Here is a 19,370-nt window from a genome sequence, read left to right as displayed (position 1 = left end):
TGCCAATCATTCGAGAAATAAGGGATGCATCGCGTAATAATCGATTCCTTTCACGAAATAAATCATTCACCGCGTGAAATTCATTCCTGGCATGACATACATTCATTCCGATCATCAGGGAGGGCTGCTGCATGGATTCCATCGCTTTCGATAGCGGCAAGCCGCGCGATTTCGTCGCGATCGGCCGGCTGTGCATCGATTTGAACGCCAACGAGATCAATCGCCCGATGGAAGAGACGATGACGTTCACCAAGTACGTCGGCGGCTCGCCGGCCAATATTTGCATCGGCATGTCCCGCCTGGGGCAGAGCGCCGCTTTCATCGGCAAGGTGGCGGACGACCAGATGGGCCGTTTCATCCTGCAATATTTGCGCGATAACGGCATCGAGACGTCCGGCGTGACGACGGACCGCACGGGCGCGGTAACGGGACTCGCGTTCACGGAAATCAAGAGTCCCGAGGACTGCAGCATCCTCATGTACCGCGACAACGTCGCCGATCTGCTGCTCGCGCCGGAAGAAGTGGACGAGGCGCTTATCGCCGGCAGCAAGGTGCTGCTCGTCTCCGGCACGGCGCTCGCGAAGAGCCCGTCGCGCGAAGCGGTGCTGCTGGCGCTCCGATATGCCCGCAAGCACGGCACGAAGGTCGTCTTCGATATCGATTACCGGCCGTATTCGTGGGCTTCGCCGGAGGAAACGGCGATCTACTACCATCTCGCGGCGGAGAAGAGCGACATCATCATCGGCACCCGCGAGGAATTCGACATGCTCGAGCGCTTCGACGGCAACGCCGAACGGAGCGACGAGGCGACGGCGGCGCAATGGTTCGGCTGCCGCGCCGAGCTCGTCGTCATCAAGCACGGCAAGGACGGCTCGATCGCCTACGGCAAAGACGGCAGCTCGCATCGGGGAGCGATCTTCCCCGCGAAGGTCATCAAGACGTTCGGCGCGGGCGATTCCTACGCGGCGGGCTTCCTCTACGGCCTGATGCAGGGGTGGAGCGTCGGCCGGAGCATGGCGTTCGGCAGCGCGTCCGCGTCCATCGTCATCTCCAGCCACAGCTGCTCCGACGCGATGCCGACCGTTCGGCAGATCGAAGATTATATTGAGGCTTCCCAACACGCGTAATCACGAAAGGAGATCTTCCGCATGTCCCACACGAACGCACCGGCCCTGCTTCCCAACTTCATCGGCGGCGAATGGGTCGCATCCGTCTCCGGCAGCTCCGAGCCGGTCTATAACCCGGCAACCGGCGAGATCATCAACCATGTCCCGCTATCGTCCAAGGAAGAGCTGGACGGCGCGGTCCGCGTCGCCCAAGCCGCCTTCGCGGCATGGAGCAAGACGCCGGTTCCCCGCCGCGCGCGCATCCTGTTCAAATACCAGCAGCTGCTCGTCGATCATTGGGACGAACTCGCCCGCATCGTCACGCTGGAGAACGGCAAGAGCTATACCGAGGCGCACGGCGAGGTGCTGCGCGGCATCGAGTGCGTTGAATTCGCCGCCGGCGCGCCATCGCTCATGATGGGCCGGCAGCTGCCGGATATCGCGACGAACCTGGAATCCGGCATGTACCGCTATCCGGTCGGCGTGGTCGGCGGCATCACGCCGTTCAACTTCCCGATGATGGTGCCGTGCTGGATGTTCCCGCTCGCGATCGCCTGCGGCAATACGTTCGTGCTGAAGCCGTCCGAACGGACGCCGCTGCTCGCGAACCGGCTGGCGGAGCTGTTCCGGGAAGCGGGCCTGCCGGACGGCGTGCTGAACGTCGTCCACGGCGCGCATGACGTCGTGAACGGCCTGCTCGAGCACCCGGACGTCCGGGCGATCTCGTTCGTCGGCTCCCAGCCGGTGGCCGAATACGTCTACAAGACCGCGTCGGCTCACGGCAAACGCGTGCAAGCTCTCGCCGGCGCGAAGAACCACTCCATCGTCATGCCGGACGCGGATCTCGATGCCGCGGTCACGCAGATCGTCGGCGCGGCCTTCGGCTCCGCGGGCGAACGCTGCATGGCCTGCGCCGTCGTCGTGGCCGTCGGCGAAGCGGCCGAGCCGCTGATCGAGAAGCTGGTCGCCGCGGCGGACCGGATCACGATCGGCAACGGCATGGACGAGGGCGTCTTCCTCGGCCCGGTCATCCGCGGTCCGCACAAGGAGCGCACGCTCGGCTACATCGCGTCCGGCGAGAAGGACGGCGCGGTGCTGCGCCGCGACGGACGCGCCGATGCCGCGGCATCGGGCGACGGCTACTTCGTCGGCCCGACCATCTTCGATCACGTGACGAGCGAGATGAAGATCTGGCAGGACGAGATCTTCGCGCCGGTGCTGTCGGTCGTGCGGGTGAACAGCTTGGACGAAGCGATCGCGCTGGCCAACGAATCGGACTTCGCGAACGGCGCGTGCCTCTTCACGCAGAACGGCAGCCACGTCCGCCATTTCCGCGAGAACATCGACGCCGGCATGCTCGGCATCAATCTGGGCGTGCCCGCGCCGATGGCGTTCTTCCCGTTCTCGGGCTGGAAAAAATCGTTTTACGGCGACCTGCACGCGAACGGACAGGACGGCGTGGAGTTCTATACGCGCAAGAAAATGGTCACGGCGCGCTGGTAAGCGACAGGAAGGAGCATAAGCATCCATGAGCGAACTCATCGTCAAACCAAGTCCGACGCCGGACGCGGACGGCAATATCCTGCGCATCACGCCGGCATCGGCGGGCTGGGCGCATGTCGGCTTCGAAGTCTACGTGCTGCAAGCCGGGGAACGGCTCGTCCGTTCGACCGGGGAGCAGGAGGCGTGCCTCGTGCTGCTCGCGGGCCGCGCGGACGTTGCGACCGCGGAGCGGGCGTGGAACAATATCGGCGCGCGCATGAGCGTGTTCGAGAAAATTCCGCCGTATTCGGTCTACGTGCCTTCCGGCGACCGGTTCGAGGTCACGGCCGTGACCGAGCTTCGGCTCGCGGTCTGCCGGGCGCCGGGCAAGGGGACGCACGCGGCCCGACTGATCGGCCCCGAGCACGTGGGCGTCGAAGCTCGCGGACAAGGCAGCACGGAGCGGCTGATCCACAACATTTTGCCGGAATCCGAGGCGGCGGACAGCCTGCTCGTCGTGGAAGTGTTCACGCCGGGCGGCCATTGGTCCAGCTATCCGCCGCACAAGCATGACCGGGATCGTCTGCCCGAGGAATCGCTGCTCGAGGAGACGTATTACTATCATGTGGAGCCGAAGCAGGGCTTCGCGGTGCAGCGTGTCTATACGGACGACCGCTCGCTGGACGAGACGTTGGCCGTGGCGAGCGGCGAAGCCGTCCTCGTGCCGCGCGGCTACCATCCCGTGTCCGCGCCGCCGGGCTACGAGGTGTATTATTTGAACGTGATGGCGGGGCCGGTGCGGACGTGGAAGTTTCACAACGATCCGGATCATGCGTGGCTTATGCCGAAGCCGGCTGGGAAATAAATCATGCGAATATAGGACAAACCCGCCGGGTATTCGGCGGGTTTTTTCATGTCCGATCGTAACGATACTGCATGGGTTAACGAGGGGAGGCGTTTCCGGCTGCGGGAGCGGGAAGCTGGGCTGCCGAAGGCGCATCGGTCTTAAGGCTTTACGAATTTGACGATCTCATCGTTGAATTTATTTTTCTCTTCATAGAAGAGGCCATGGCCGCTGTTTTGGAACGGCACGAGCGTCGAGTTCCGAATGCCTTTGTGCAGCTGTTCCGCGATGGCGAACGGAACCGCTTTGTCGTGCACCCCGTGCAAGATCAGCGTAGGCACGCCGATGTTCTTCAGGCCGGCGCGGAGATCCGTTTCCGCGACCGATCGAATGCTCTCGATCGTTGCGCGGGGATCCGAGGACAGTCCCATTTGATCGAACCAAGCGCGGAATGCCGGGCTCGGCTGATTGTAGAAGAAATCGTCGCCGAAGCTTTTCAGCATGTTCGGGCGATCCGCTTTCAGGTTCGCTACGAGGTTGTCGATATCCTGCTGCGTGATGCCGTACGGATAGCCATCGCGCTGGCTCCAGCTGGGCGAAGCGGCTCCGAACAGCATCAGCTTGGACACCGCGTGGCCTTTGTGACGGATCATGTAATTCGTCGCCACCGTGCCGCCCATCGAGAATCCGGCCAGCGTCACGTCTTTCAATTCGAGCTTGTCGATGACCTGGCGCACGTCGTCCGCGAAGGTGTCCATATCGTAGCCGTCGTAAGGATGATCGGATTTGCCGAAGCCGCGCAGGTCGATTCCGATGAAGCGAATGCCCTTCTGGGGCAATTCGGTTTCCTGATATTCGTACATCTCGTGATTGGCAGGCCATCCGTGAATGAAGACGACCGGCTTGCCTTCGCCGACGTCTTCGACGTACAGCTTCACGTTGTTCGCGACCGTTACGTAATGGCCGCCGCTCGTATTCACGACGCCGGACGAATAATGCTGCGCTTCCGCGACGGGCGATTGCGCGAGGCTCGTTCCGATTCCCGTGCCGGTGCCGATCAGCGCCACCGCCAGCGACAGCGTCAAGAGTTTGTTGTTTTTCAAGCTTTTCATCATGTATTCCTCCTCGGAGTTGTGGGTTGGCGAGCCTGACTTCGCCATCGCATTCGTGGTAAGTTTTGGCTCGTCCGTGTCTCTATATTATTTGTGTACAAATCATTTGTCAACAAATTAATTTGCGAAAATAGCTCCGCTAAACGCTCTATTGAAGCTTAAGAACGAACGGATTCCGCTGCGTTCGAGCCGCTGATTTTAATGCTTCCATATAGGCGTGCAAAATCGCATTAACGTGATTGGGACGGTTATCGCGGATATAATTTGTGTAAAATTAATTTGTTGACAAATTGTTTCTGCGCAGCTATGATTGGTTCATAAAGTTTGTGCACAAATGATTAGCGGGCGAACGAGGGAGGAAAACACTTTGCATCATCAAACGGTCATTATCGGAACGGGTCCCGCGGGATTAACGGCGGCGATCTACTTGGCTCGGGCGAACCTGTCGCCGCTCATTATCGAAGGGTCGCAGCCGGGCGGGCAGCTGACGACGACGACGGAAGTCGAGAACTTCCCCGGTTTCCCGGAGGGAATCACGGGAGCGGAGCTCATGGAGAATATGCGGAAGCAAGCCGAGCGATTCGGCGCGCGCGTGCAATCAGGCTACGTCGCCCGCGTGGATCTAGCCAAGCGTCCGTTCACGTTGTATTTGGAAGGCGGCGGCGAAATAACGGCGGACGCGGTGATCCTTTCGACCGGCGCTTCCGCGAAAACGGTCGGCATCCCCGGGGAAGCCGAGAATTTCGGCAGAGGGGTGAGCACCTGCGCGACCTGCGACGGATTTTTCTTCCGGAACAAGAAGATCATCGTCATCGGCGGCGGCGACACCGCGATGGAGGAGGCGCAATTCTTGACGAGGTTCGCTTCCGAGGTCCGGCTCGTGCATCGCAGGGAGGAACTCCGAGCTTCCCGAATCATGCAGGACCGCGCGCGCGGTAACGCGAAAATCGCGTGGAGCCTTAACGCCGCCCCGCTCGAAGTCATGGCCGGCGACAAAGGCGTGACCGGCCTCAAGGTGCGCAACAACGCGACGGGGGAGGAGGAAGTGCTGGAAGCCGACGGCATCTTCCTTGCGATCGGCCATCGTCCGAACACCGGCTTCTTGGGCGGCCAGGTCCAAACCGACGAGCTGGGCTACGTGGAAGTCGTTCCGGGGACTTCCCGCACGAACGTTCCCGGCGTATTCGCTTGCGGAGACGTCATGGATCCGATATATCGTCAGGCGATCACGTCGGCGGGCAGCGGGTGCAAAGCGGCTTTGGATTGCGAGAGCTTCTTGTTCGAACGGCAGTAATCAGGATGCAACGGCTATCGACCGACTAAACTAATCAACCAATGGAGGTTATTTCACATGGCACAAGAACGTACAGGCAAAGCAACGGTAGGCGGACAACCGATCACGCTGGTTGGCCCGGAATTGAAAGTCGGGGACAAAGCGCCCGCTTTCACCATCAACAAGGATCTGATGACCGAAGCGAGCCTCTCCGATTACAAAGGCAAAATCAAGCTTATCTCCGTCGTGCCTTCGCTGGATACCGACGTGTGCGACGCGCAAACGCGCCGTTTCAATCAAGAGGCTTCGAAGCTGGGCGACGGCGTGGTCGTCTTGACGATCTCGGTCGACTTGCCGTTCGCGCAGAGCCGGTTTTGCGCCACCGCCGGCATCGAACGCGTCATCACCTTGTCGGATTACAAACACCGCGCCTTCGGCGAGGCGTACGGCGTGTTGATCAAAGAACTGCAGCTGGATCAACGCGCGATCTTTATCGTCGACGCCGACGATACGGTCCGTTACGTCGAATACTTGAGCGAACTGTCGGATCATCCGGATTACGACGGCGCGCTGGCCGCCCTGCGCGGGATCGCGGATTAAGCGGGCCATCGGCCTAAATGGAGCAATACGAACAAAGCGCAACGAAGACGTAAGCCCCTTGATCAAGGGGCTTCATCTTCTTTTTTCGCTATTTCCGTCTTGCGGCTCCGCGATGCATTGTTTTTTCGTAAAAGGGATTGTAATATGAAGGGCGATGGGCTGTCGAAGAAACGTTCGAGGAGGGATGACCTATGAAAAACGATAATCAGGGACCTCATATACCGTTGGATGCTCATCTGTGTTTTTCGTTATATGCTTGCTCGAGGGCGATTTTCCGAATGTACCGGCCGCTGCTCGACGATTTGGACTTAACCTATCCGCAATACCTGGTTCTGCTCGCGCTATGGGAGCATGAGACGATGTCGGTCAAGGACTTGGGCGACCAATTGGTCTTGGATTCCGGCACGCTGACTCCGATGTTGAAACGAATGGAAGCCGCGGGGCTTGTCCGGCGCGAACGTTCGAAGGAAGACGAGCGGGTGCTGCACATTCGGATTACCGACAAAGGGATATCGCTCAAAGACCAATCGACGTGCGTGCCGCTGTCGCTTCTGGAAGCGAGCGGGATGACCGAAGCGGAGATCGGCGTACTGAACGGGGCGATCCGGAAGCTGCTTCATCAGGTGAACGAGAAGTCGGCAGGGAAATAACGATCAGAATATCGAATCATCAAAGGCTGCGGCAATCGCGGCTTTTTTGTTTATGGCATTAATTCCCACGAAGGCCCTCCTTTATGTGCCTGTCTTTTTGCATTGCATGCTATATGCGAAAAAGGTCAACCCGATTCTGCCCGGTTGGCCTTTTTCGCGCGATGCCGATCACGGCTGCCGCGCGCCATGCTGCTTATACTCGCTCGGCGTCACTCCGGCCTCCTGCTTGAACACCTTCGCGAAGTAGGAATAGTTGGCATAGCCGACCTTCTTGGCGACGGCGAACACGGACTGGTCCGTCGCGCGGAGCAGCTGCTTGGCGGCCGCGATTCGCGCCTCGATGATGTAGGCGCCGAGCGATACGCCGGTCTCCTTCTTGAACAGCCGCGCCAGGTAGTCCGGGTGGAGGAAGACGACGTCCGCGAGGCTGTTGCGGGTCAGATCCTCTCCGTAACGGGCATGGATGTACTGTTTGATCTCTTCCGCGACGGACTTTGGCTGCTCAGCGAAGACCCGGTATTCCATGGCGGTATTGACCAGGCAGCGCAGGTATTCCTCCATGTCTTCGACGGAATTCAGGGACTGGGCGAGCAGCTGCTCGTTCGCTCTGCCGGCGTAGAGCTGATGCGCCTGAATGCCCTTCGACTTGAGGAACGCGTACACGAGCTGCATCAGATCGAGGCGAAACAGGCTGAGCACGGAGGTGGTGAAATAGGGCTGGCGCGAACGGTCGTTCAAATACCGGGTCGTTTCCTTCAGGAATTCGGCCGGCTTGCCCTCGTCGAGCAGCGCTTCGAGCAGCTTCAGATTCGGCGGCGCATAGCCTTCCTCGGACGTTCGGCCATACTCCTCCGCGAAGAAGACCCGATTGCGCCGTTTGGCGATGTCTTCGTTCAGCTGGAGCAGCCGCCGGATGATCGGGCTCGCGCCTCCGAGCGTGCCGGGGACGCCGACGATGCAGCAGGCATCGCTCTTGAGCGAGCGGTTCGCCTGCCGGATAAACGACCCGCATAGATCCGCGAGCACCCCGTCGGCGGGCGGCCGGTTCCAGTTCAGGATAGCCATCCATTGCCGCGTCTTGTACTCCAGGACGGTCTCGACGGTAAAGTCCGCGTGCCGGAACAATTCGTACAGGACGTTCAGCAGCGCGAAGTCGAACAGGTTCTTCTCGTCGCGGCCCATGCTGCCGTCGTACGGGAACAGGCTGAACAGCACGGGCTGCACGGCATCGTTCATGCCGTAGGCGAGATGCTGCTCCTGGACGGCCGCCGCGATCTCGGCCGGCTTGACCGGGGAGGAGGCGCTGCCGCCGACGAGCTTCCGCCAGAAATGCTCGCGCATCTTCGCATGATTTTGCTGCCAGTAGCGGCCCTCTTGTATCGCCCGCTCGTTCTGCTGCTGTTCCTGCGCCCGCTCGACGGCCTTGCGGATGATCAGCATCAGCTTGTCGAACTGGATCGGCTTGAGGAAATATTCAAAGCTCCGCAGCTCGATCGCTTTCTGGGCGTAATTGAAATCGGCGTAGTTCGTCAGGAAGATGGCCTGCACGTCGTAGTGTTCCTCCCGAATCCACGCCAGCAATTCCAGCCCGCTGCCCTGCGGCATCTCGATATCGGAGATAAGGATCTCGATGTCATGGCGCTTCATAACGTCGCGCGCCTGCGCGACGTTATGGGCGGTATGGACCGATTCGATCCCCAGCGAGTTCCAGTCGATCTTCTTCTCCAAGGCGGTCACGACGAAATAATCGTCGTCCACGAGCAGCACGTTCATGCGGTCACGCTCCCATCCCGGTTGAATTGGCCGGCGGCTCCGGCAGATAGAGTACGACGCAGGCGCCCCCGCCTTCGCGGTTGGCGAAGCGGATGGCCGCCCGATCGCGGTACAAATACGCCAGCCGCTGGACGGTGTTCATGATGCCGATCTGCGTTCCGTGCGCCTGGTCGAGCGGCTGTCCGTCCTGCAGCTTGGTCAGCACGTCCGGCGCGAAGCCTGGACCGCTATCGGAGATGCGGATCACGGTCATCTCGGCGTCCTCAGTCAGCTCGCGCGCGACGTCGAGCGAGATCTGCGCTTCGTTGTCCCTGGACACCGCGTACTTGATCGCGTTCTCGACGAACGTCTGCAGGACAAGCGGCGGGATCCTAGCGCCCCGCGTCCGCTCGGATTGCGAGATCCGGTAGACGAACGAGTCCCGGTAGCGGCTTTTCTGAATCTCGAGATAAATCCGGACATGCTCGAGCTCATCCTCCAGCCGGACGAAGTCCTGGCCGTTCTGGAAAATGTACCGGAAATAATCCGAGGTGGATAAAGCCATTTGCTGGATTTCCTCGTCCATGCCCATTTGCGCCATGCTGTGGATGGTCGTCAGGCAGTTCAGGAAGAAATGCGGCTTGATCTGCAGCTTCATGTAATCCAGCTGGATGCGCTGCTTCTCGATCTCGCGCTCGTAGATGTCGATCTTGTAATCCTTGATTTGTTTCACCAGGTTAAGAAACTGCTTGTTGGCCTTCTCCAGCTCGAACATCTTGCTGCTCCGAATGTCGAGCGGCTCGCCGTCGCCGTCCCAGAAGGTCAGGTTGTAGGAGAAGTTCTTGATCGGCTGCAGCACCTTGTTCTTGAAATAAAGCATGATGAAGCACAGGCTGCAGGCGATGATGACGGCGAGCAGCACGATGAGCAGCTGGGCGATCATGATTTTCTCGAACGCGCCGAATTGGATGACGAGCTTCACGTAGAAAGAAGCGTTGGTGAATTCGCCGTTCACCGTCGTTTTGGTTCGAAGCAGATCGGGGAACGCCGTCTGCTTCGGCTTGACGTCGAGCAGCTCGCCCTTGTTGGAGATCGGGCTGGTCACGCGCGTGCCGTCCTCGCTGGTCAGGGACGCATAGCCGTTCTCGCCCAGATTGGTCTGGCGCAGGGGCCGGATCAGATCGTCCGCGGAGATGAGGCAGATGAGGTAGCTGTCATGGTACGGCACGATATTCAGGATATAAAATTTCCCCGCGAGCTGGACGGTCGACCACCACGAATAGAGCTTCTCGTAATAAACCTTGTCCTTGATATAGATGCCGACCTGCTTCTGCAGAGCTTGGTACTCCGTGTAGGTCATCCCCATCGGCGCGCAGTTCTGCAGGTAATTCTTCTTATCGAAATAGAGAAAGAAATTGTAGGCCGTGCCGTAGCTCTTCTGCAGCTCGACGAAACGCCGGTACAGCGACAAGTTGGCTTTCAGGAATGCCGTTTCGTCGGGGCCGTGGGCCGCCATGACCTTGATGTTCTCGTCGTTGGCCAGCGTCCAGCCCATGAAGTGGGAGATGTAGGAGAAGTCGTTGTTGATCCGGTTGATGTAGAGATAGGCGGTGTCCCGCAGATCCCGGGCCGATTGCTGCTTGACGATCGTGATCGAGGCGAAGCTGATCATGAAATCCAGCACCAGCGCGGAAAACGAGATGATCAGGATAATTCGGACGTAGTGCTGGATCGGATACAGCTTGTTCTCCGCTTGTCGTGCCATCTGCCGCCGCAGTCCCCTTTCGATCGGCTTCGGGAATTCCGTTGCGCCGTCTGATTATTATAATGCCGCCAACCGAAAATACAAGATGCGAATCCGCTTTCAAACGACGAATGTCCGGAAAATGCCAGCAAGAAGTCTGGATTGCATCGCCGGGCGCGCGCCCGAAGGTCCGGATCGGTCCGGTCATCGGCGCCGGCAGGCGAAATGTCCGGAATATGCGCGGATGAAGTCCATATGGCACCGGAATCCGCGCGTATACTGGGGTCATGGACGAGAACGGCGGGATCATTCACAGGCAAAGGGGGTTCGGGCGATGCTCGACACGCAATCAAGCGGCGGCGCGCAGCGGATATTCGCGAGGATCGGCAGGAACTGGGGCTTGTACGTCCTGCTGCTGCCGGCCGTCGTGCTGCTGCTGCTCTTTACGTATAAACCGATGTACGGCGTCATCATCGCGTTCAAGGATTTCAGCCCCGCCAAGGGCATCATGGACAGCCCGTGGGCGGGCCTCAAGTATTTCGAGAAGTACTTTAACTCCTACCAATTCTCGGTCACGATCAAGAATACGCTGATCATCAGCTTGTACAGCTTCGCGACGTTTCCGATTCCGATCGCGTTCGCGATCCTGGTCAACCAAATGCGGGCGGGGCGGTTCAAGCGGGTGTTCCAGACGGTTACGTACATGCCGCATTTCATCTCCACCGTCGTGGTCGTCGGCCTGATGCTGATCCTGCTGTCGCCGGGGAACGGCCTGATCGGCGCCGTGTACCGGCTGTTCGGGGCGGAAGCGCCGAACCTGATGGGATCGGCGAGCTTGTTCAGCAGCGTGTACGTGTGGTCGGACGTCTGGCAGCATATGGGCTGGGACAGCATCATCTACATCGCGGCGCTGTCGTCGGTCGACCCCAGTCTCTACGAGGCGGCTACGGTCGACGGGGCGGGCCGGTGGCACAAGATCCGGTTCATCGACATCCCGATGCTCATCCCGACGGCCGTGACGTTGCTCATCCTGCGGGTCGGCGGATTGCTCGGCGTCGGCTTCGAGAAAGCGTATTTGATGCAGAACAACCTGAACATCTCCGGCAGCGAGGTGATCTCGACCTACGTGTACAAGATCGGGCTTATCAGCTCCCAATACAGCTTCTCGGCGGCGATCAACCTGTTCAACACGTTAATTAATTTCTCGCTGCTCCTCCTCGTCAACTGGGTGTCCAAAAAATATACCGAGCACAGTCTCTGGTAACGGGAGGGAGGTCGAACCGCGATGGAAGCTGCAACGAACCTGAAATTGCGGCGCAAAAAGCCGGGGTCCGGCGACAAGGCGCTGGAGACGCTGCTGTACATTTGGGCCGCTCTCATGCTATTGATTGTGTTATATCCGCTTTATTTCATTGTAATCGCGTCTTTCAGCGATCCTTCCGCCGTGGCAGGCGGGAAAGTGTGGCTGTTTCCCCGCGGATGGACGATCGACGGCTACAAGGAGCTGCTGAAGCACTCGAATATCTGGATCGGCTATCGCAACACGATCCTGTACACGGTCGTCGGCACCGCGATCGGGCTTGCCGTCAACGTCTCGGCCGGCTATGCGCTGTCGAGGCGGGACCTCGTCGGCCGCAAGGCCCTGTCGCTCTTCTTCATCTTCACCATGTTCTTCAACGGCGGGCTTATTCCGACGTTCCTGACCATTCGCGATTTTCATCTGTACGATACGTTCCTGGTCATGGTGCTGCCGTTCTCGGTCGCGGTGTTCGACATCATCGTGGCGCGCACCTTTTTCCGTACGAGCATCCCGGCGGAATTGTGGGAGGCGGCCCAGATCGACGGCTGCGGCAATCTCCGCTTCTACGTCCAGATCGTGCTGCCGCTCTCCAAAGCGGTCGTCTCCGTGCTGGCGCTGTGGTTCGCGGTGGGGCAGTGGAACGCGTATTTCAACGCCTTGATCTATTTGCAGGACAAGAATCTGTTCCCGCTGCAGCTCATCCTTCGGGATATTCTGGTCACGAACCAGATGCAGACGGCGCTCGGAACCGGGGAAGCGGCCCAGATCGCGCTGCGGCTGGCTAACTTGCTCCGCTATTCCGTCATCATCGTCTCCACGCTGCCGATCATCTGCTTCTACCCCTTCGTGCAGAAGTATTTCAACAAGGGGGTGATGATCGGCGCGGTGAAGGAGTAGAGGCGCGTCCGCAGTTCAAGATTGGAACGGAACTCATGGAACCGACTACTTGATAGGGGGATATACGCATGGCAAATGTATCGAAGCGAAGCGCATTCCGCATGCTGTCCGGCCTGGCGCTGCTGTCCGTGCTCGGCACGACCGTACTGGCGGGCTGCAGCAGCAACGACGGCGGCACGAATACGAATACGAATACGAGTACGAATGCGGCGGGAAACAAATCGGAGGGCAGCAAAACGGAAGACGGCAATTACAACCCGGAAGGCCTGCCGATCGTCAAAGATCCGATCACGCTGAACGTGCTGACGATCCGCTGGGGCAGCATGGGCGACACGTTCACGAAGAACGCCTGGCTGCAGGAATTGGAGAAGCAGACGAACGTCAAGATCAACTGGCAGGTCGTCTCGTCCAACGACTGGGGCGACCAGAAGTCCGTCATGCTGGCGAGCGGCAAGCTGCCGGACGTCATTATCGGCGACATCGCGTTCACGAATGCCGACATCGTCAACAACCTGAGCATCTTCCGTCCGCTCGACGAGTACATCGAGAAGGATATGCCGAACCTGAAGGCCGCCATGGCGGAGTCGCCGGAGCTGAAGAAGCTGAGCACGTTCCCGGACGGCAAGATCTACTCGCTGCCCGCGCGGCTCCCGTCGCGTCCGGTATCTTCCGTGCAGCCGGTCATCAACAAGCAGTGGCTGGATAAGCTCGGGCTCAAGGAGCCGACGACGATCGACGAGCTGTACACCGTGCTCAAGGCCTTCAAGGAGCAGGATCCGAACGGCAACGGCAAGGCGGACGAAATTCCGTACAGCGATTCGGGAGATCTGGACATGAACTTCCTCGCGCCGTTCGGCATTACGGATCTCCGGGCCAACCATATGGTCGTCAAGGACGGCAAGACCGAATATTTCCCGACGTCCGATGAATACAAAGCCGCCATGGAATGGGCGCATAAGCTCTATGCCGAAGGCTTGATCGACAAGGAAACGTTCACCCAGGACAACACGATGCTGACGGCGAAGCGCCAAAATCCGGATGCCTCGCTGATCGGCTTCACGTACCAGTGGACGCCGGACGCCGTATTCGGCCAATGGAGCAAGGAGTACGAGGCCATCGCGCCGATTGCCGGCCCGGACGGCAACAAGTACCAGCTCGGCGAGCCGAACGGCATGAGCTACCGCCGCAACGAAGTGCTGATTACGACGACGAACAAATATCCGGACGAAACCGCGCGCTGGGCGGATCAATTCTACACCGGCGAAGCGAGCATCCAGAACTTCTGGGGCGCGATCGGCACCACGATCAAGAAGGAAAGCGACGGCACGTACACGCTGATGGATCCGCCTGACGGCACGAGCGCGGACGCGTGGTACTGGGACGGCTCGCTGCGGGACTTCGGGCCGAAGTACGCCAGCCCCGAATTCGAGAAGAGCATCAAGCTCGATCCGACGAGCGGCGACGGCCTGAAGCTGCAGCTCGACAACCTGGGCAAGGAGTTCGTGACGGAGCCGTTCCCGGACGTCATGTACACGGCCGAAGAATACGCGGATCTGCCGACGTTGACGACGGACATCGACAGCTATATCGCCAGCACCCGCGCACAGTGGATTACGAAGGGCGGCATCGACGAAGAATGGGACGGCTACGTCAAGAAGCTGAACGACATGGGCCTCGAGAAGCTGGTGAAGATCTATAACGACGCCTTCGCGCGTTACCAGGAATTGAAATAATCGCTCTGCCTGCTGCCCCGCAGAACGCCTGCGGGGCAGATTCATGGAACGATGCGGTGAGCGAGGTCTCATGGCGGATTGCCGTTAGGAACGAGTGCCGCATGAGCAGCTCCGAGATGAAGGGAGAAGGAATGAAGATGAACAAATATCGCATTGGCTTAATCGGGCTCGGCGGCATGGCGCAGTCTCATATTCGATGGCTCGCTGCCGAGGGGCGGTTCGATGTCATCGCGGTAAGCGACGTGAACGAGGAGGCGCTCGCGGGCGTCGGCGATCAGCTCGGTATCCAGACGGACAAACGGTACGCGGATTTCGTGCGGCTGATCGCGGATCCGGACGTCGACGCGGTCGTATCCGTGACGCCGAACCATGTCCATGCGGCGATTATGCAGGCATGCCTGGAGGCGGGCAAGCCGTTCCTGGGCGAGAAGCCGTTCACCCGCGTCTTCGAGGAAGCCGCTCCGCTGCTCGCGCTGTACGAGCGCCGTCCGTCGGCGGGCATGATCGGCTTCAGCTACCGGTATACGCCGGCGTTCCGCTATGCGCGGGAGCTGCTGCGGGAAGGCAAGCTGGGCAAGGTGCGAAGCTTCTCGATCCAATATTTGCAGAGCTGGGGAGCGGCTTCCCATGACACGCCGTACATCTGGCGGTTCAACAAGGACATCACCGGCACGGGCACGCTCGGCGATCTGGGCTCGCATATGATCGATCTGGCGCGGTTTCTGTTCGGCGAATTCCGCGAGCTGTCGGCGCAGCTGGAGACGCTCATCCCCGAGCGGCCGGATCCCGCGACGGGCGGGATGGTGCGCATCGAAGTCGACGATTTCGTCAGCTTCCAGGCGCGCATGGCGGACGGAGCCGTCGGCATCTTCCAGTCCTCGCGCAACGCGATCGGCTCCGGCAATCAGCACGAGGCGTCGATCTATGGCGACGCGGGAACGCTGCACGCGTCGACGCTGAATCCCGATCAGCTGATCTGGATTCGCGAAGAAGCGCCTGGCCAGCTCGCGAGGGCGGTTATCGACGTGCCGGAACGCTGCAAGGTCTCGCAATACGCGGATTTCCTGGCGATGCTGGACGGCGCCGCGCCGGACGGTCTTCCGGGCTTCATGGACGGCTACCGCAATCAGGAGGTGCTGGACGCGATTATCCGGTCGAATGCGGAGAAGCGTACGGTGAGCTTGAGCTTGTAGCCGGCAGTTGTAATTAAAGATTGACAGTAACCATTCCGATGCATCTGCGTCGGGATGGTTTTTTTTACGAGGATTCGAAACCGTTCATCATCCATTCATAAATACAAGCGTACCTTGGACCTAACGTTGAGCAGAGAAAGGGAGCAAGGGATGACGATACCAACTGGCGATTTTACCCGAGATCATGTTCTTTCGGTCGCTGGAACCGCGATTTCCGGTCTTGTTACGGGGCGGGGACCGGGATTGATAAACGTCCACGGGACATTGAGAGCAACCGAGCATTATAAACGATTGACGCTGGCTTGGACCGATTCGTTTACCGTCTAAGTGATGGACCGCCGCGGCCGAGGCGGCAGCGATCCCAAGGCCGTGCTCGCGTAATCCCCATATGTTCGCAGATCGACCGCCAAGTTTCGGAAATGCCGAGGCTTGGCGGTTTTTGTCGTGCGCGGTCGCCGGCCGCGGAATATCAAGAATCCAATACCGCACAGGTAAAGATCTTGAATTGACCCGCCGCGGGCCGTGAATTACGATAGCCTCAAAGCGCGGCCGGCCGCGCTTCAGACCATTTTCGGGGAGGGACAAGACCGCAAGGAAAGGGAGATGCCGCATCATCCACACTTTAACCATCGGGAGGTTTTATCGTGACAAGGAAAAACCGCGTTTCGCTGCTGCTGTGCTTCGCCATGCTGGCCATGCTGATCTCGGGCTTTATCGCGCCTGCTTATGTTAGCGCTTACAGTACGCCGAATTCCAGAGGCGGGGTCAACGGGCAGTGGTATTTCGGCACGCAGGCCGAGCTCAATACGGCGGCGGACAACGTCGTCGCGACGGGCATGCAATGGGTTCGGATCGATTTGAAATGGGATATCGTCCAGGCCGGAGGGGCGACCTCCTACGACTGGAGCTGGCCGGACAAAATGGTCAATACGGCGCTCAGCCGGGGGCTGAAGGTGCTGCTCGTCGCTTCCTACGCGCCGAGCTGGGCGAACGGCGGCAATGCCGACACCCGCTATTATCCGAACGCCGCGAACATCAACGCGTGGAAGAATTTCCTCGATCTCGCGGCGAGACGCTACATGCCGCTCGGCGTGACGGCTTACGAGCTGTGGAACGAGCCGAACTATTCGGTCCAATCCAGCCCTTCGCTGTTCGTCAGCAACATCCTGATTCCGGGTTCGACGGCGCTTCGAGCGGCTTCGAGCGACCTGCATATTCCGGTGACGATCGTCGACGGGGCTCCGGCGAACCTGATCAACACCTCTGGCATCGTCGACCCGTACGACTGGGTCACGCAGATCTACGCGAACGGCGGAAAAGACTACTTTGACGTCCAGGCGATCCATCCATACTGCTGGCCGGCAGCGCCGACCACGCCGAGCGTATGGAACGCGCTGCTGCGGGCGAACGAGATTCACGCGATCATGGCCAATAACGGAGACGGCGGCAAGCAGGTGTGGGCGACCGAATTCGGTTATCCGACGTCCGGGCCGAATACGGTAACCGAGCAGCAGCAAAGCGATTACATCGTCTCGGCCTTTCAAGTGTGGACCCAGTCCGCCTGGCAGTCCTGGACGGGACCGATGTTCCTGTACACGTACAAGGACGGCAGCACGAACCTGAACGATCCCGAATCGAACTTCGGCTTGCTGCGCAACAACAACACGTTCAAGCCGGTCATGAGCCAGCTGCTGACGGTAATGACCAATACGCCGCCGGCACCGACGCCGCCGACTTCCGGCTACGGCGGTTCAACGCCGCCAACGGGCGGAACGACCGTAACCTATGAAGCGGAGAGCGGAACATACGGCGGCGGAGGACAGCAGCAGAACGCGACGAACGCGTCCGGCGGCAAGGTCGTGGGCAATCTGAACTCGGTCGGCGCGTATTCGCAGGTCGGCAGCGTAAACGGGGGCAGCGGAGGCAATGCGACGCTGGTTATCCGCTACGCCAACGGCAACGGTGGAGCGTCGACGCTCAGCCTCTACGTGAACGGGACGAAAATTCAGCAAACGAGCTACGCGGCAACGGGCGGATGGAATACGTTCGGCAATACGGCGAACATTACGATTCCGTTGAATGCCGGAACGTCCAACACGATCAAGATTCAGCGGGATTCGGGCGATACGCCGGCTGCGGACATCGACAAATTCACGGTGACGACGACCGGTTCGTCCGCGCTGACGATCAACGGCTTCGAAAATGTCTCGCAATGGGCGGGCGAGGCCACGCGTACGGCGGATACGACGAAGAAGACGGAAGGCGCGCAGTCGATCAAGTTCCATTACACCGTGCCGTCTAGCGGCTGGGCGAACGGCTACTATAACATCGCGAGCCCGTACGTCGACATCTCGGGCGCGGCGAGCCTGAAGCTCGACGTCTATCCGACCAGCCAGACGCCTTCCGGGCAGGCCGAGCCGATCACGCTGAAGCTGCAGGATCAGGCGGGGGGCGTCATTTACGAGGATCGCCTGCCCAATCTGACGGCCAACCAGTGGAATACCGTGACGGTCAACCTCTCCGGCATCCCGCAGGCGAGCCGCCATCAGCTCAATAGCGTCAATCTGTACCTCTATTCGGGCTTCACCGCGCAGATCAACGGCAGAACGTCGCTCGACTATTACTTCGATAACTTGCGGGTGCAGTAAAAGCCGGCCTCGCGCGGCTGATCCGTAAGCCGCGCCTTGCGCACGCCGAGCCTCGCGCAGCGCGCCGGCCCGGCGCGCTGCGCAAAAGCGAAAGCCCCGTCGTTCCCGGATGAAACCGGAAACGACGGGGCTTTCTTATGCATGTCACGGCGCCGCGGAGCGCCATGCTGCCGCGTCCGCAGAAGCGTTCCTTGCGTGCGTCGGCTACGACTTCGAATCCGTAACCTCTTCCTTGCTGTCGGAGACGAGCTCCTTGGCGGAGGACTTGAACTCGTGCAGCGTGCGGCCGACCGCGCGGCCGAGCTCGGGCAGTTTGGATGGCCCGAATATGATCAAGACGACGACCAGAATCATCATAAGACCCGGAAAGCCAACGTTTTGCAGCATGCGAATCATCTCCATTCTTATAGTAGGAATGCGGTACCCTATACGTCGGGCTCAGACGTCGTGCGTATTCGCGGCGCCCGTTAATCCTGATCGTGATTGCTCGGATAGGCGGCGACGGCTTCGATCTCGATCAGCCAATCGGCATTGACGAGACCGGCGACGCCGACGGTGGAGCGGGCGGTCTTGGTCGGGTTTTCCGTCGTATTGAAATACTTCGCGTATGCGCTGAACCAGCCGTCGAAATCGAACTTGCCGTCCTTCGCGGCGTCCGGCGCGACGTATACCCGCAGGTACGTGACGTCCTTCATCGACAGGCCCTGCTCCTTCAACTGCTTCTCGATGTTCTTCAGCACGCTGAGGCCCTGCGTTTCCGTATCGCCGTAACGCTCGTAGATCGTTTTGCCTTCCTTATTGATGACGGACGGCGTCGTGCCGCTCGTCTCGAACGTGGCGGTGCCGCCCGGCATGGCCACGGCGCTGGCAATGGAGGAGGTCGGGCTTCCGTAGAATTCCGGCTCGTTAATCGGGGCGAGCGGATACTTGTTCGGCGTGATCGCGGCGTAGACGCTCGCGGCGGCGGCGAGGCAGGATATCACGACGATGCCGGCGGCGATCTTCAATTTTCGACTCATTTTCATGGATATTCCCT

The 19,370-nt window shown here is 59.8% G+C and carries 16 protein-coding genes; 11 read left to right on the top strand and 5 right to left on the bottom strand.

Annotated elements, in window-relative coordinates; translation table 11 throughout:
* Positions 1 to 131 precede the first annotated feature (131 nt).
* The 3 genes from iolC to iolB are packed head-to-tail and all read left to right on the top strand — an operon-like array spanning position 132 to position 3,453.
* Complete coding sequence (gene iolC / locus GT019_RS16390; protein WP_161744267.1) at positions 132 to 1,127, top strand: 5-dehydro-2-deoxygluconokinase; 996 nt, start codon at positions 132 to 134, stop codon at positions 1,125 to 1,127.
* Positions 1,128 to 1,148: 21 nt separating this feature from the next.
* Positions 1,149 to 2,609 (top strand): CoA-acylating methylmalonate-semialdehyde dehydrogenase, encoded by a 1,461-nt coding sequence (locus GT019_RS16385; RefSeq protein WP_161744266.1) that lies wholly within the window; start codon positions 1,149 to 1,151, stop codon positions 2,607 to 2,609.
* 25 nt (positions 2,610 to 2,634) lie between these two features.
* On the top strand, positions 2,635 to 3,453 hold the full coding sequence (gene iolB, locus GT019_RS16380; protein ID WP_161744265.1) for a 5-deoxy-glucuronate isomerase: 819 nt from the start codon (positions 2,635 to 2,637) through the stop codon (positions 3,451 to 3,453).
* Positions 3,454 to 3,593: 140 nt separating this feature from the next.
* On the opposite strand, the gene GT019_RS16375 is transcribed toward iolB, so the two are convergent.
* Positions 3,594 to 4,544, bottom strand: coding sequence for an alpha/beta fold hydrolase (locus GT019_RS16375; protein WP_161744264.1), 951 nt, complete (start codon positions 4,542 to 4,544; stop codon positions 3,594 to 3,596).
* A 367-nt stretch (positions 4,545 to 4,911) separates the two neighbouring features.
* On the opposite strand from GT019_RS16375, the gene trxB reads away from it, so the two are divergent.
* The 3 genes from trxB (at position 4,912) to GT019_RS16360 (ending at position 7,067) form a co-directional block, all read left to right on the top strand.
* Positions 4,912 to 5,838: a thioredoxin-disulfide reductase gene (gene trxB, locus GT019_RS16370; protein ID WP_235948330.1), complete on the top strand. Its 927-nt coding sequence runs from the start codon at positions 4,912 to 4,914 to the stop codon at positions 5,836 to 5,838.
* 57 nt (positions 5,839 to 5,895) lie between these two features.
* On the top strand, positions 5,896 to 6,417 hold the full coding sequence (gene tpx / locus GT019_RS16365) for a thiol peroxidase (RefSeq protein WP_161744262.1): 522 nt from the start codon (positions 5,896 to 5,898) through the stop codon (positions 6,415 to 6,417).
* 191 nt (positions 6,418 to 6,608) lie between these two features.
* Positions 6,609 to 7,067, top strand: a complete 459-nt coding sequence (locus tag GT019_RS16360; protein WP_161744261.1) for a MarR family winged helix-turn-helix transcriptional regulator — start codon at positions 6,609 to 6,611, stop codon at positions 7,065 to 7,067.
* Positions 7,068 to 7,235: 168 nt separating this feature from the next.
* Here GT019_RS16360 and GT019_RS16355 read toward each other — a convergent pair whose 3' ends face one another.
* Both GT019_RS16355 and GT019_RS16350 read right to left on the bottom strand, forming a co-directional pair.
* On the bottom strand, positions 7,236 to 8,840 hold the full coding sequence (locus GT019_RS16355; RefSeq protein WP_161744260.1) for a response regulator transcription factor: 1,605 nt from the start codon (positions 8,838 to 8,840) through the stop codon (positions 7,236 to 7,238).
* A 4-nt stretch (positions 8,841 to 8,844) separates the two neighbouring features.
* Positions 8,845 to 10,584, bottom strand: a complete 1,740-nt coding sequence (locus GT019_RS16350) for a sensor histidine kinase (protein ID WP_161744259.1) — start codon at positions 10,582 to 10,584, stop codon at positions 8,845 to 8,847.
* A gap of 313 nt (positions 10,585 to 10,897) precedes the next feature.
* Here GT019_RS16350 and GT019_RS16345 point away from each other — a divergent pair, with 313 nt between their 5' ends.
* The 5 genes from GT019_RS16345 (at position 10,898) to GT019_RS32490 (ending at position 18,334) form a co-directional block, all read left to right on the top strand.
* The gene (locus GT019_RS16345) at positions 10,898 to 11,827 is read left to right on the top strand and encodes an ABC transporter permease (RefSeq protein WP_161744258.1); all 930 of its coding nucleotides are present in this window, start codon (positions 10,898 to 10,900) and stop codon (positions 11,825 to 11,827) included.
* Positions 11,828 to 11,848: 21 nt separating this feature from the next.
* The gene (locus GT019_RS16340; RefSeq protein WP_161744257.1) at positions 11,849 to 12,760 is read left to right on the top strand and encodes a carbohydrate ABC transporter permease; all 912 of its coding nucleotides are present in this window, start codon (positions 11,849 to 11,851) and stop codon (positions 12,758 to 12,760) included.
* A 68-nt stretch (positions 12,761 to 12,828) separates the two neighbouring features.
* Positions 12,829 to 14,493: an extracellular solute-binding protein gene (locus GT019_RS16335; protein WP_161744256.1), complete on the top strand. Its 1,665-nt coding sequence runs from the start codon at positions 12,829 to 12,831 to the stop codon at positions 14,491 to 14,493.
* 137 nt (positions 14,494 to 14,630) lie between these two features.
* Positions 14,631 to 15,686, top strand: a complete 1,056-nt coding sequence (locus tag GT019_RS16330; protein WP_161744255.1) for a Gfo/Idh/MocA family protein — start codon at positions 14,631 to 14,633, stop codon at positions 15,684 to 15,686.
* Positions 15,687 to 16,330: 644 nt separating this feature from the next.
* Positions 16,331 to 18,334 (top strand): carbohydrate-binding protein, encoded by a 2,004-nt coding sequence (locus tag GT019_RS32490; protein ID WP_161744254.1) that lies wholly within the window; start codon positions 16,331 to 16,333, stop codon positions 18,332 to 18,334.
* Between the two features lie 204 nt (positions 18,335 to 18,538).
* Here GT019_RS32490 and GT019_RS16320 read toward each other — a convergent pair whose 3' ends face one another.
* Together GT019_RS16320 and GT019_RS16315 are read right to left on the bottom strand one after the other, a co-directional pair.
* Positions 18,539 to 18,721 carry a twin-arginine translocase TatA/TatE family subunit gene (locus tag GT019_RS16320; RefSeq protein WP_161744253.1) on the bottom strand — a complete coding sequence of 61 codons (183 nt, stop codon included), beginning with the start codon at positions 18,719 to 18,721 and terminating at the stop codon, positions 18,539 to 18,541.
* An 80-nt stretch (positions 18,722 to 18,801) separates the two neighbouring features.
* Positions 18,802 to 19,359, bottom strand: a complete 558-nt coding sequence (locus GT019_RS16315; RefSeq protein WP_161744252.1) for a RidA family protein — start codon at positions 19,357 to 19,359, stop codon at positions 18,802 to 18,804.
* Positions 19,360 to 19,370: the final 11 nt, after the last annotated feature.

It is taken from the genome of Paenibacillus glycinis (genome assembly GCF_009909185.1).
In the GTDB taxonomy this organism is placed as follows: Bacteria; Bacillota; Bacilli; order Paenibacillales; family Paenibacillaceae; genus Paenibacillus_Z; species Paenibacillus_Z glycinis.
Note: the sequence above shows the minus strand (reverse complement) of the source record. Positions and strands in the feature narration are given on the sequence as shown.

Coding starts and splice junctions, on each gene's coding strand:
- iolC (WP_161744267.1), top strand. CDS start 132: ATGGATTCCATCGCTTTCGATAGCGGCAAGCCGCGCGATTTCGTCGCG.
- GT019_RS16385 (WP_161744266.1), top strand. CDS start 1,149: ATGTCCCACACGAACGCACCGGCCCTGCTTCCCAACTTCATCGGCGGC.
- iolB (WP_161744265.1), top strand. CDS start 2,635: ATGAGCGAACTCATCGTCAAACCAAGTCCGACGCCGGACGCGGACGGC.
- GT019_RS16375 (WP_161744264.1), bottom strand. CDS start 4,544: ATGAAAAGCTTGAAAAACAACAAACTCTTGACGCTGTCGCTGGCGGTG.
- tpx (WP_161744262.1), top strand. CDS start 5,896: ATGGCACAAGAACGTACAGGCAAAGCAACGGTAGGCGGACAACCGATC.
- GT019_RS16360 (WP_161744261.1), top strand. CDS start 6,609: ATGAAAAACGATAATCAGGGACCTCATATACCGTTGGATGCTCATCTG.
- GT019_RS16355 (WP_161744260.1), bottom strand. CDS start 8,840: ATGAACGTGCTGCTCGTGGACGACGATTATTTCGTCGTGACCGCCTTG.
- GT019_RS16350 (WP_161744259.1), bottom strand. CDS start 10,584: ATGGCACGACAAGCGGAGAACAAGCTGTATCCGATCCAGCACTACGTC.
- GT019_RS16345 (WP_161744258.1), top strand. CDS start 10,898: ATGCTCGACACGCAATCAAGCGGCGGCGCGCAGCGGATATTCGCGAGG.
- GT019_RS16340 (WP_161744257.1), top strand. CDS start 11,849: ATGGAAGCTGCAACGAACCTGAAATTGCGGCGCAAAAAGCCGGGGTCC.
- GT019_RS16335 (WP_161744256.1), top strand. CDS start 12,829: ATGGCAAATGTATCGAAGCGAAGCGCATTCCGCATGCTGTCCGGCCTG.
- GT019_RS16330 (WP_161744255.1), top strand. CDS start 14,631: ATGAACAAATATCGCATTGGCTTAATCGGGCTCGGCGGCATGGCGCAG.
- GT019_RS16320 (WP_161744253.1), bottom strand. CDS start 18,721: ATGCTGCAAAACGTTGGCTTTCCGGGTCTTATGATGATTCTGGTCGTC.
- GT019_RS16315 (WP_161744252.1), bottom strand. CDS start 19,359: ATGAAAATGAGTCGAAAATTGAAGATCGCCGCCGGCATCGTCGTGATA.